This window comes from Sporosarcina sp. BI001-red (assembly GCF_003384035.1).
Taxonomy (GTDB): Bacteria; Bacillota; Bacilli; order Bacillales_A; family Planococcaceae; genus Sporosarcina.
This window is the reverse complement of record NZ_QQAK01000008.1, coordinates 1-11971: the sequence shown is the minus strand read 5'-3', so window position 1 is coordinate 11971 and position 11971 is coordinate 1. Positions and strand designations below refer to the sequence as shown.

Here is an 11971-nt window from a genome sequence, read left to right as displayed (position 1 = left end):
TGCGGGGGTCCATCTTTTTCCCATTGGAGATGTACGGACAGTAAATACGATGAATTTTAGTCCGACGCTATCACTCTTCACGGAGGAAGGCAGAACGAAAATTTACGATAAATTAAAGCCGGATGTCCGTTTGGAAATTAGTAATATAATGAAGGCTATTCTCCCCAACCGAACGATTGAATATATGGATAATCGCATTAGCCGCTTCAGTATGAAGATGGGGAAATGTGAACTAACAGGTTGGAATTTAACTGCGAGTGAAGTTCACTGCCATCATTATAGACCAAAACATCTTGGAGGAACGGACGAATTTCGAAATCTCCGTATTCTTCATAAGGATATCCACCGATTAGTTCATCGTATAGATACAGAAATCATCACATCTGAAATAAGGAAATTTGGTTTTACTTCTTCAATGATTAAGAAACTAAACCAATACCGAATGGAATGTGGGCTTGAAACGGTAGTATAATCTCACGTCAAAATGGAACGAAGAACTTATAATCAAGTATCCATCGATAGATGGAACGCAAAGTGCAAGGAAACTTGCACGCTTTGTGTGGAGCGGGGGAAAAGCTGGAGATGATTTCAAAGGCTTACCTATCGCAAACGTTTGTTTAACATCAAAAGCCTGATTTCCCTAGCATTTAAAAGAGAAATTAGGCTTTATTATTTATTTCTGATGCAAAACACAGTTACTTATGTTGTTTTCCGAATAAAGTATAGTGATCTCTTGAAATGCTTGAGCACTAAAAAATTAGGTGCTGATACGCTTTTCGGCGATAGGTTGGTCTTGACAACCAACTTTTCATGTATTAAATTGAAGGTAGTAACACATATTAAATACGCCCGTTGTGTATTTTTCTATGTTGCAAATACGGCAAGACGGCTGACTGATCATCGGCCGTCTATTTTTTTACCCAAAAATAAAAACCACCCCATAAAGGGATGGTTGTGCGTTAGGTTTTAAGTAACCGGAGCCATTCGAATACTACAGCGATAAGTGTTCTACCTGAGTAGTACACAGTCTTAAGGATGATCAGTCCTCTTTGACTTTGTCTCGCTTTTTCTTCTCGGAACTCTTTCCGCGTCTTGTATTGCCCGTTGTTTTCTTGTTGCATCTACGGCACCTCCCTTCAGCCGATGCCGGCTTTGAGGAGTCATAGGCGTGCTTGCCCACCTACGCATTTATTATTTTACCATGGATGATTTTATATTTGTTCCGGTTTTGCATCAAAAAACAACAATCCGATACATAATAGAAAAGCCCCCTCCAAAAAGGGAGAAATCTTTTAATACTCTTTAATGGTTTAGTCAATCCTCTAATGTCATAACCAATATTAAAGTACATGCTGGAGCCGGCATGCCTATCATTTAAAGATTCATAACCTTCTCAGGTTAAATGCATTGGCCACCTTATGAATTATTATAACACTCACTGGTATTGAATGACTCTATGTATAATTACTCGCCGTATTCAACAAAATAAATTTCTCATGCCTTTGGACGAAACTTTATCGATCACAAAACCGTTGATCGAAGCGAAAGGTGGCGACTCCTGAGGGATCAGCGAAGATCGAAGACCCTGGACTGAGCGAAGCGAAGGAAGCGGCTGAGATCGAGCCCCTAGGAAAGCGTCCACCTGCAGCGTAGATCAACAACCGTCTACTCCACCTCGTTTTTATCCAAACAAAAAACGCCAACTCCATCTTCCGGAGTTGACGTTTTTCTATTTACGGGGATGACTTACATCATGCCGCCCATGCCACCCATACCGCCCATATCAGGCATACCGCCACCTGCTGGTTCTGGTAGGTTTGCAACTACTGCTTCAGTCGATAGGAACATCGCTGCGACAGACGCTGCGTTTTGTAGTGCAGAACGCGTTACCTTCGTTGGATCCACGATACCCGCTTGTACCATGTTAACCCACTCGCCGTTTGCTGCGTTGAAGCCGATGCCGACTTCTTCGCGCTTGAGGCGATCTACAACGATTGAACCTTCAAGACCAGCGTTTGTCGCGATTTGACGTACTGGCTCTTCGAGTGCACGAAGGACGATTTTCACGCCTGTTGCTACGTCGCCTTCTAGGCCTTCAAGCAATGACTCTACTTTTTTGTATACGTTGATAAGCGCTGTACCACCACCAGAGACAATACCTTCTTCAACTGCTGCGCGAGTTGAGTTCAGTGCGTCTTCGATGCGAAGTTTGCGTTCTTTCAATTCTGTTTCAGTTGCTGCGCCGACCTTGATAACTGCAACGCCGCCAGCAAGTTTCGCTAGACGCTCTTGGAGTTTCTCTTTGTCGAACTCAGAAGTTGTTTCTTCCAATTGTGCACGGATTTGACCCACGCGTGCTGAAATTGTATCTGCATCGCCTGTTCCTTCTACAATCGTAGTGTTGTCTTTTGTAACAACGACTTTAGAAGCACGTCCGAGTTGTGCGATGTCCGTGGATTTCAAGTCAAGCCCGATATCTTCCGTAATCACTTCTCCGCCTGTTAGGATTGCGATGTCTTCAAGCATTGCTTTACGACGATCTCCGAATCCAGGAGCTTTAACTGCAACCGCGTTGAACGTACCGCGTAGCTTGTTCACAACGAGCGTTGCAAGTGCTTCGCCTTCTACGTCTTCAGCAATCATCAACAACGGCTTGCCTTGTTGTACGACTTGCTCAAGTACTGGAAGGATTTCTTGGATGTTATTAATCTTCTTATCTGTGATCAAGATATATGGGTTGTCGAGAACGGCTTCCATCTTATCTGTATCTGTTGCCATGTATGCAGATGCATATCCACGGTCAAATTGCATACCTTCTACAACGTCGAGCTCTGTTGTGAAGCCTTTAGATTCTTCAAGCGTAATAACGCCGTCGTTTCCAACGCGCTCCATCGCTTCAGCAATCAGGTTACCGACTTCGTCGTCGCCTGAAGAGATTGCAGCAACTTGTGCAATTTCTTGCTTGCTTGAGATTTCATCTGAAATACTCTTCAGTTCAGTAACTGCTGTTGCAACTGCTGATTCGATACCTTTACGGATGCCGACAGGATTTGCTCCAGCTGTAACGTTCTTCAAGCCTTCACGGATCATTGCTTGAGCAAGAACGGTTGCAGTAGTTGTCCCATCACCAGCGATTTCGTTTGTTTTTGAAGCCACTTCAGCAACAAGTTTTGCACCCATGTTTTCGAATGCGTCTTCGAGTTCGATTTCTTTAGCAATCGTTACACCGTCATTTGTAATTAGTGGTGAACCGAAGCTTTTCTCAAGAACTACGTTACGTCCTTTAGGTCCGAGTGTTACTTTTACAGCATTTGCCAATGTATCTACACCGCGCATCATTGCGCTGCGTGCGTCTTCGTTGAATTTAATTTCTTTCGCCATAATGAATGAGTCCCTCCTGTTTTTGGTTTAATTGTCAAAGTGATGTGCATCCTTAGATTGTTGCTAGAATGTCGCTCTCACGTAAAATTAGATAGTCGTTACCTTCATATTTAACTTCAGTACCTGCATATTTTGAGAAGATGATGCGGTCGCCTTCTTTTACTTCAAGCTCGACACGCTGGCCGTTTTCGAGAACGCGGCCTGTACCGACTGCAATGACTTTACCTTCTTGAGGCTTTTCTTTTGCGGAATCTGGCAATACGATGCCGCTTGACGTTTTCTCTTCCACTTCGATTAGTTCAATTACAATACGATCACCTAATGGTTTCAACAAATGAAACACCCTCCTCTAACGGTTCTTCTTTTATTTTTTTAGCACTCACTAAACAGGAGTGCTAATACACTACTTATCATAATAAAACGACGAATGAATTGCAAGCAAAACAAATCGGTCACCGTACTCTTTGCGCTTCTTTTCTAAAACCGATACACTTATCAATACTTAGATGGAAAGGATCGATTCTTTTGAAACAAAAAACTATGAAACCATGGATGCTCTACTTGACGATCCTTCTTTTATACATTGCAATGCAATTCGCAAGTCTCCCGATTTCGAAAGGGATGATTGCACTCTTCACCGCCAATGGCTATGAATTACAAGCTGCCAAATATAACGGCTTTGCGTGGGGCTTATTCAGTGTCAACATTCTTGCGATTATTGCAATTTTCCTCGTCATTCGATCCGATAAGAAGTTTTGGACCGTCTTTAAAGGAAAGAAAGAACCAATTTGGAAAGCCATTCTTTGGGGAATTCTCGGATTCTTCCTGGCACTCGGTGGCCAAATGATTGCAGGTTTGATTGAAAAGGCGATTGGCATTACAGAGGGTTCAGCTAATACTGCACAGCTCACAGAAATTGCTGCTGTAGCGCCGATTCTTATCATCTGTATTGTCCTGTTCGCACCAATATTAGAAGAGACCGTCTTCCGCCGTGTTTTATTTGGTGGGATCTATACGAAAACGAACTTCTGGATTGCAACCATTGTAAGTGCTTTAATCTTTGCCGCCGTTCACAACGAACTCAAGCACATCCTTACGTACCTTATGCCAGGTCTTGTATTCTCTTACGTCTACTACCGATCCAAGCGCATCTGGACACCGATGATTACGCATATTCTCATGAACGGTTTCGTCATGGTCGTCATGCTCAACCAAGACAAAATCCTAGAGCTTCAAAAACTCCAACAATCCATCATCACCTTCTTCCACTTATTTTGGTAGAAGGCGCGGATATTTAGTCAATACGCAAAAAAAGACTTGCTAGACCGCAACCTGGTCAGCAAGTCTTTTCAATTGATTAATCCTCATCATTTATCCGTGCATTCACTTCATCAATCTGACGCTGTTGCTCAGCCTTCGCTTCTGCAAACAACCGCACCCGTTCCGCCTCTTCTTCTTCCACCCTACGCTTCTCTTCCGCCTTCAAGAACTTGCGGTATCCGACGCGAGCGATTACGATACTGATCTCATACAGCAAGAACAATGGAACCGTCACGAACAAATGCGACACGATGTCAGGTGGCGTTATGAAAGCTGCAATGACAAATAATACGAAGTAAGCAATCTTTCGAAATTTCGTTAACACATTTGGATTCAAGAAACCGAGTCTAGATAAGAACAATAAGACTACGGGTAGCTGAAACACAAATCCAAACGGCAACAGAATCTGGAACAAAAACGAAAAGTATTGATTAATGCCGATCGTCTGCGTAATTCCTAACTCAGACGATAATGACTCCATGAATTTAATGACGTATGGCAACAACACAAAATAGGAAAACGAAATCCCCATTAAGAACAGTATAAACGCAAATGGAATATAGCTGAGCGTCACTCGCCGTTCCGTTTCCAACAGCCCCGGAGAAACGAACGCCCAAAATTGGTACATAATTATTGGCAAAATGATAATGATACCAATGAACACGACCACTTTTAAGTAAATGGCAATCGGATCAATCACGTTAAATGCATTTAATGGTAAATCTGCAGCTGGACCGTTCGATTGCAAAAACTTAATGAGTGGCTTTGCCAATAAAAAACCACCAATTACTGAAACTGCAAAGAAAACGACGATGGTAATCAGCCGTTTTCGAATTTCTTCTATATGCTCAATAATGGTTAGCGTACGTTCTTCCATTAGACAGACATCCTAACTTATTGCACTTCTTTTTTATCTTCAACTTTTTTAACGTCTGTTTTCGCGTCGTCGTCTTCTACAAGACCCTTGGTCGCATTTTTGAATTCGCGTAGTGAAGAACCGAATGCTTTGCCGATTTCAGGCAACTTTTTCGGTCCGAAAATGAGTAGGGCAATGACAGCAATAACAAGTAAACTTCCGATACCTGGTGACATTTCGGACACCTCCCTTTGAATATGTCTATTCTACACCATATTGCACGAATTGACTATTCGAGCAACCCTATAAATGTGAATCTTTTACGTCATTTTTTATGAAGTAAATAAGTGATTGCAGTTCAACAGACAAGTCAATTGTATGGACCCGAATTGATGGAGGAACTGTCAGCCGGATTGTTGTGAAATTGAGGATTCCTTTAACACCCACAGCTGCAACACGATCTGTCAACTGCTGGGCGGCACGGGAAGGCACAGTTAGAATGACAAGATCAATTCCGAGTTCCGTCAATTTCTCTTCAATCATATCTGGATGATACACAGGTATATCCGAAATAATTTTCCCATCACGTGGCGCTTTTGGGTCAAACGCAATGACGATGCGGGTATTGTGATTCTTATGGAAATTGTATTTCATGAAGGCATGTCCAAGACTGCCAACACCAATCAGTGCGACATCCGTGGCTTCATCTTGGTCGAGTGTTTTTCTAAAAAAGCTGACGAGATAATCCACATCGTAACCATAGCCTTTACGGCCGAGCGCACCAAAGTGCGAAAAGTCACGACGAATCGTCGCTGCATCGATCTTCATCGCCTCGCTCAGTTCGCTTGAAGAAACACGTTTCTTCCCGCTATTCGCGAAATTTTGTAAAAATCGATAGTACAACGGCAAGCGTTTTGACGTTGCCTGGGGAATTTTAACCGGTTCTTCAGCCATCGTAAACCTCCTGCTGCTGTATCGAATCGCTTCTATCGTACAGGAGAAGTGTACTGTTGTAAAGCCGGTGATTGCACCTATCCTCCCATTCCAGTAGACTGAAGTAGAATGAAAATAGAGGTGAAACGATGATAATCTTGCAAGTGAACGGTGTAACGAAGTCGTTTTCAGGCACTGATATATTGGAGAATGTGAAATTAGAAGTGCAACATCGTGATCGCGTAGCACTAGTTGGTCGTAATGGCGCTGGGAAATCCACGTTACTTAAAATAATTGCGGGGGAAACTTCTGCAGATGCAGGCGATATCATTGTTCCAAAAGGCATCCGTATCGGGTATCTCGAGCAACATAGCGGACTCGAAACAGAACTCTCCGTGTGGGATGAAATGATGACCGTCTTTGAACCCCTTCAAGCCATGGAACGCCGTCTACGTGGGTTGGAAGCCCAAATGGCAGATCCGGAAGTCTATGAAGATCCTAAAACTTCAGAACGCATTATGGGTGAGTATGATTCGCTTCAAGTCGAGTTCAAAGACCTAGGAGGCTATCAATATGAATCGGACACCCGCTCCATCTTGCACGGAATGCGGTTTTATCCCGATGACTATGAAAAACCGGTAGACTTACTATCCGGCGGACAGAAAACTCGTCTTGCTTTAGCCAAAATGCTGTTGAGTAAACCCGACCTGCTTATCTTGGATGAACCAACGAACCATCTGGACATTGAAACATTAGGATGGTTGGAGAACTACTTGAAATCCTATGAAGGTGCGCTGCTTATTGTATCGCACGATAGATACTTCCTAGACCAAGTTGTGACATTAGTATACGAAGTCTCGAGACGCAAAGTCTCTCGCTTTACAGGCAATTACAGTGCGTACTTGGATGAAAAAGCGAAAAACTACGAGAAAGACCGCAAGATGTTCGAGAAAGAATCGAGTGAAAAAGCAAAGCTCGAAGACTTCATCCAAAAGAACATTGCTCGTGCTTCGACAAGTAAAATGGCGAAAAGCCGTCGCAAACAGTTAGAACGGACAAACTGGATGGACTCCCCCGATGGCGATGAAAAATCCGCCAACTTTTCATTCACTATCGACCGTCCGAGTGGAAACGACGTGCTGGCAGTCGAAAAAGCTGCTGTTGGTTACAATGGGAACCCAGTTTCAACAAATATCGACATGCGTGTCTACAAACAGGACCGAATTGCAATTCTAGGTCCGAATGGAGTCGGCAAATCGACGTTGTTGAAAACAATTGTCCGTCAGCAAGAATTGCTTGAAGGTGAAATTCGTTATGGAACCAACGTCCAGTTCGGTTATTACGATCAAAACCAGGCGACACTCATTGGTTCAGGCACTGTGTTGCAAGAAATATGGGATGATTGGCCGCTTATGAACGAAAAAGATATCCGCAGCTTGCTTGGTCGCTTCCTCTTTACAGGGGATGATGTCGGAAAGCCAGTACAATCTCTTTCAGGTGGAGAAAAGGCCCGTCTTTCTCTAGCCAAGCTGATGCTCGAGAAATCCAATACACTCGTGTTGGATGAGCCGACGAACCATTTGGATCTTGATAGCAAAGAAGTACTCGAAAACGCACTGGACGACTTCCCTGGAACAATCCTATTTGTGTCGCACGATCGTTATTTCATTAATCGTATTGCAACTAAAGTTTTTGATTTAAGCGATAACGGAGCTGTGGAATACTTAGGGGACTATGATTATTTTGTAGAAAAGAAGACTGAACAAGCTGAGCTTCTTGCTGAATCTCTGGCTGCAAAGCAGTCTACTACCGTTACAAAAAGCCGTCCACAAGAGGTGGATAAAGAACGTCAAAAAGTAGAACGTCGTTTAAAACGTGCAATTGAACACTCTGAATTGAAGATGGCAGAGCTGGATGAACAAATTGCATCCCTACAAAATGAGCTGACTAAGCCCGAATACGCGGATGATCATGTGAAACTGATGGAATTGCAAGCGGATATCGATTCTCTTCAAGAGACCCATGATGCGCAAGCTGAAGAATGGCTCATGATGCAAGACGAACTCGAAACCGTTTAATTTTTCACGAAGCAGCGGAAAATTCCGCTGCTTTTTAATGTCTTCAGATAATAGTTTTCACTCATTAAAGAAGTTGTTACATTAGACGTTAAAATCCACCACCAGTCTACAAATGCCCATCCCCATTCGACATACATATAAACTCGTTTTCCACAATCTTATCCACAATAGAAATACCGGTTTTATCACTTTTAAAAAAGTTATCCACGTTGTCCACAGAAAACCTATTTTTAATCCACAAGGTTATCCAAACACGCACCCTAACTTATCAACCAAACAGTACCTTATGCACACGTTATCCACAAATTGTGCATAAGTACGAATGTTCCCTATTGACAAACCATCTATTCTGTTTATCAAAAAAACATGAAATTCGTCTGAATTTGACGAATTCCATGTGAATGTTAATAACTCTATTTTAAAGATTCCACGATACAAGTTGCATGCCAGGCATTCCATTCATAGAGAGATCTCCTCTTACGTCACTTAAAAACATCTGTGTACCTGCAGCAGCAATCATCGCTGCATTATCGGTGCATAATGAAATTGGGGGTACACTGAACGGAATGTTCTCCTTGGCAAAAGTCACCTCTAACGAATTTCTTAACCCTTTATTCGCAGAAACTCCACCTGCCGCAATTACTTGCTTCACCTGAAACTCTTTAGCAGCTCTCAGTGATTTCACTGTTAGTACCTCTACGACACTTTGCTGGAAACCTGCAGCAACAGCCCCTGCATCCAGCGTACCGCCCTTTTGTTCCAAGTTATGCTTATAATTAATGACCGATGACTTCAATCCGCTGAAACTGAAATCATAAGATTCCGGTTCTAGCCAAGCTCTCGGAAATTCGATCGCAGTCTTACTTGCTAGTGCCAGCTGATCTACATGTGGGCCGCCCGGGTAAGGGAGCCCTAATACTCGAGCCACTTTATCATACGCTTCGCCAGCTGCATCATCTCTCGTCTCTCCTATGAGCTCGAAAGATCCATGCTCACGCATAATCACCATTTCCGTATGTCCGCCGGAAACAATCACAGCAAGTAATGGGAATTCCATCTGCTGAACGAGCTGATTGGCATAAATATGTCCCGCAATATGATGTACGCCTATAATAGGCAATGAGTTTGCAAATGCAAATGCCTTTGCTGCATTGATGCCAATCAGAAGAGCCCCTACAAGCCCTGGTCCTTCAGTAACGGCTACGGCATCTAGCTGATTTGGAGACAATCCTGCGTCCTCGAGTGCTTTCTCAATGACCACCGTGATTTCTTCCACATGATGACGTGAAGCAATTTCCGGCACAACCCCACCAAAGCGCTTTTGACTCTCTATTTGAGAAGCAACTACGTTGGAGACAATCTCACTTCCATTTTTCACGACAGATGCTGCAGTTTCATCACAACTAGTTTCTATTCCTAATATATAAACGTCTTTTTTCATCATAACTCCACCCACATGACGATCGCATCTTCATGGTCGTCAGAATAATAGTTTTTCCGAATTCCACCGTCTTGAAATCCAAGCTTACGATACAAATTCCTTGCTGTTTCATTACTCACGCGAACTTCAAGTGACATGGCTACCACACCATTATTGCGGCACAGCTCCATAGCTTGACGCATTAATGCTTTCCCGATGCCTACTCCTTGCCGATGTTTCCGTACAGCCACATTGGTAATATGACATTCATCAAGCACGACCCACATCCCTACGTGTCCAATCACTTCATCTTCACATTCAGCTACAATATACGTTGCATAATCGTTTCCTGTCAGCTCATGGGCAAACACCTCTGCGGACCACGGCGTTGTAAAAACTTCCGTTTCTGTGGCCACAACCCCTTCGATGTCCTTTGCTACCATTTGACGATAAACAATCGAGTCAATCATGGGACTTCACCTGTTTTTGTTCTTTAATCCAATTTGCTTCAGCTTCTGGAATACGACGATATTTCGGAACGAACTGATGAACATTTGGTTCAGGAACACGCTGCTCAGCTATACTGATTAATTGCGAAGCACGTGGAAGTTGTTGAGGAAATGGCGCAAACACAGCCTGGTCTCCAAGTATTGTACTAATGGTGGTTTTATGAATTTCTACATCCATCCCTACAAATAAAACGGGTTGGTCGAAACAAGCAACATCTTCTAAAAACTGTGTAAGAGTCCCGTGACGGTCTTCCCAAATACGTTCTAATCGCTCACCTTTTGATTTGAAAAGACCACAATAAACATTTTCTCGCCGCGCATCAAACAACGGGCATATAACACCTTCAAATGGAACAGCATTCGCCGCAATGACTTCCAAACTGGAAACGCCGACTATTGGAATTTTCAATGTCCATGCAAGTGTTTTCGCAAGCGTCACACCAATTCTGACGCCTGTATACGATCCTGGGCCTTCAGATACGGCTATTGCCTCCAAATCTGAAGGACGTAAACTCGCTTCACTTAGCAAGCGTTCAATCGCAGGCATCGCCTGAATAGAATGGGTGCGAGCAAACGTCGACGTTTGCTCGCACAAAATTCGACCGTCTTCTACGAGTGCAACAGATAAAGGTGAATTTGCTGTATCAATTCCTAACCAAATCATTGAGTGATCGCCTCACAAATCTTTATAAAATGACTTCCTGTAGGTTCCAATTCAATCGTTCTTGCGGTATCGCCTGTCCGTGTAATACGGATGGCTAGACGTTCCTTTGGTAAGTCCTCTTCAATGTATTGGGCCCATTCGACAATTGAAATGGCATTCCCGTAAAACAATTCATCCCAACCTAAATCTTCTTCGCTATCTTCTAAGCGATAGACATCTAAATGATTAAGAGGATAGGTACCTTCATATTGCTTGATAATCGTAAAGGTGGGGCTACTGACGGTTCGTTCCACCCCAAGTCCTTTAGCGAGCGCTTGAGTAAATGTTGTCTTCCCTGCGCCCAGATCACCTTCAAGCGTAACGACGTCCGGCGGAGAAAGAAGTTTGGCCAATTGCTCAGCAAGTTGTGTGGTTTGCGCAACTGATGTGACATGTATTTTTTTTATCATAAGAGAATCCGATCCTTTTCAAGTGATGTACTCAGTGTACCGGAAAATGTGCAGAACCGCACACGGTACGCACAGAGACCATAAAAAAACCGACCCAAGGAATATCCCCGAATCGGTTTGTAAGTTTAAATTAAATGGCGGTCCCGACCGGGATCGAACCGGCGATCTCCTGCGTGACAGGCAGGCATGTTAACCGCTACACCACGGGACCAAATAATAAAAGTGAAACTGCCTGGCAACGTCCTACTCTCACAGGGGGAAGCCCCCTACTACCATCGGCGCTGAAGAACTTAACTTCCGTGTTCGGTATGGGAACGGGTGTGACCTCTTCGCCATCATTACCAGACAAATTGAGCTTGTT

13 protein-coding genes, 1 tRNA gene and 1 rRNA gene are annotated in these 11971 nt (G+C 43.5%); 3 read left to right on the top strand and 12 right to left on the bottom strand.

The window, feature by feature from the left end:
* The coding region (locus DVB69_RS01720) for an HNH endonuclease (protein WP_147300750.1) at window positions 1–472 on the top strand (472 nt) is incomplete at its 5' end.
* Window positions 473–959: 487 nt separating this feature from the next.
* Here the strand turns inward: DVB69_RS01720 and DVB69_RS17485 are convergent.
* The 3 genes from DVB69_RS17485 to groES all read right to left on the bottom strand — a co-directional run bounded on the left by DVB69_RS17485 (window position 960) and on the right by groES (window position 3715).
* On the bottom strand, window positions 960–1121 hold the full coding sequence (locus DVB69_RS17485) for a hypothetical protein (protein WP_158541007.1): 162 nt from the start codon (window positions 1119–1121) through the stop codon (window positions 960–962).
* Window positions 1122–1746: 625 nt separating this feature from the next.
* Window positions 1747–3381 (bottom strand): chaperonin GroEL, encoded by a 1635-nt coding sequence (gene groL, locus DVB69_RS01710; RefSeq protein WP_116015955.1) that lies wholly within the window; start codon window positions 3379–3381, stop codon window positions 1747–1749.
* A 52-nt stretch (window positions 3382–3433) separates the two neighbouring features.
* The gene (gene groES, locus DVB69_RS01705; RefSeq protein WP_025782799.1) at window positions 3434–3715 is read right to left on the bottom strand and encodes a co-chaperone GroES; all 282 of its coding nucleotides are present in this window, start codon (window positions 3713–3715) and stop codon (window positions 3434–3436) included.
* Window positions 3716–3906: 191 nt separating this feature from the next.
* Between groES and DVB69_RS01700 the strand changes: the two genes are divergently transcribed.
* Window positions 3907–4662, top strand: a complete 756-nt coding sequence (locus DVB69_RS01700; RefSeq protein ID WP_116015953.1) for a CPBP family intramembrane glutamic endopeptidase — start codon at window positions 3907–3909, stop codon at window positions 4660–4662.
* 76 nt (window positions 4663–4738) lie between these two features.
* Here the strand turns inward: DVB69_RS01700 and tatC are convergent, their stop codons facing one another.
* The 3 genes from tatC to DVB69_RS01685 form a co-directional block, all read right to left on the bottom strand.
* Window positions 4739–5578 (bottom strand): twin-arginine translocase subunit TatC, encoded by an 840-nt coding sequence (gene tatC / locus DVB69_RS01695; RefSeq protein ID WP_116015951.1) that lies wholly within the window; start codon window positions 5576–5578, stop codon window positions 4739–4741.
* Window positions 5579–5595: 17 nt separating this feature from the next.
* Window positions 5596–5793 (bottom strand): twin-arginine translocase TatA/TatE family subunit, encoded by a 198-nt coding sequence (locus tag DVB69_RS01690; protein ID WP_116015949.1) that lies wholly within the window; start codon window positions 5791–5793, stop codon window positions 5596–5598.
* A gap of 67 nt (window positions 5794–5860) precedes the next feature.
* Window positions 5861–6511 (bottom strand): redox-sensing transcriptional repressor Rex, encoded by a 651-nt coding sequence (locus tag DVB69_RS01685; protein WP_116015947.1) that lies wholly within the window; start codon window positions 6509–6511, stop codon window positions 5861–5863.
* Window positions 6512–6639: 128 nt separating this feature from the next.
* Here DVB69_RS01685 and DVB69_RS01680 point away from each other — a divergent pair, with 128 nt between their 5' ends.
* Complete coding sequence (locus tag DVB69_RS01680) at window positions 6640–8568, top strand: ABC-F family ATP-binding cassette domain-containing protein (RefSeq protein WP_116015945.1); 1929 nt, start codon at window positions 6640–6642, stop codon at window positions 8566–8568.
* Window positions 8569–8986: 418 nt separating this feature from the next.
* Here DVB69_RS01680 and tsaD read toward each other — a convergent pair whose 3' ends face one another.
* The 6 genes from tsaD to rrf form a co-directional block, all read right to left on the bottom strand.
* Window positions 8987–10009 carry a tRNA (adenosine(37)-N6)-threonylcarbamoyltransferase complex transferase subunit TsaD gene (gene tsaD, locus DVB69_RS01675; RefSeq protein WP_116015943.1) on the bottom strand — a complete coding sequence of 341 codons (1023 nt, stop codon included), beginning with the start codon at window positions 10007–10009 and terminating at the stop codon, window positions 8987–8989.
* Window positions 10009–10458, bottom strand: coding sequence for a ribosomal protein S18-alanine N-acetyltransferase (gene rimI, locus DVB69_RS01670; protein WP_116015941.1), 450 nt, complete (start codon window positions 10456–10458; stop codon window positions 10009–10011). Before rimI ends, tsaD begins: the two co-directional genes overlap by 1 nt.
* The gene (gene tsaB, locus DVB69_RS01665; RefSeq protein ID WP_116015939.1) at window positions 10451–11161 is read right to left on the bottom strand and encodes a tRNA (adenosine(37)-N6)-threonylcarbamoyltransferase complex dimerization subunit type 1 TsaB; all 711 of its coding nucleotides are present in this window, start codon (window positions 11159–11161) and stop codon (window positions 10451–10453) included. Before tsaB ends, rimI begins: the two co-directional genes overlap by 8 nt.
* Window positions 11158–11610: a tRNA (adenosine(37)-N6)-threonylcarbamoyltransferase complex ATPase subunit type 1 TsaE gene (gene tsaE / locus DVB69_RS01660; RefSeq protein WP_116015937.1), complete on the bottom strand. Its 453-nt coding sequence runs from the start codon at window positions 11608–11610 to the stop codon at window positions 11158–11160. The genes tsaB and tsaE overlap by 4 nt, the downstream gene beginning before the upstream one ends.
* Window positions 11611–11745: 135 nt before the next feature.
* A tRNA-Asp gene (locus DVB69_RS01655) sits at window positions 11746–11821 on the bottom strand.
* A 19-nt stretch (window positions 11822–11840) separates the two neighbouring features.
* Window positions 11841–11956: ribosomal RNA gene (rrf, locus tag DVB69_RS01650) — 5S ribosomal RNA — on the bottom strand.
* Window positions 11957–11971 lie beyond the last annotated feature (15 nt).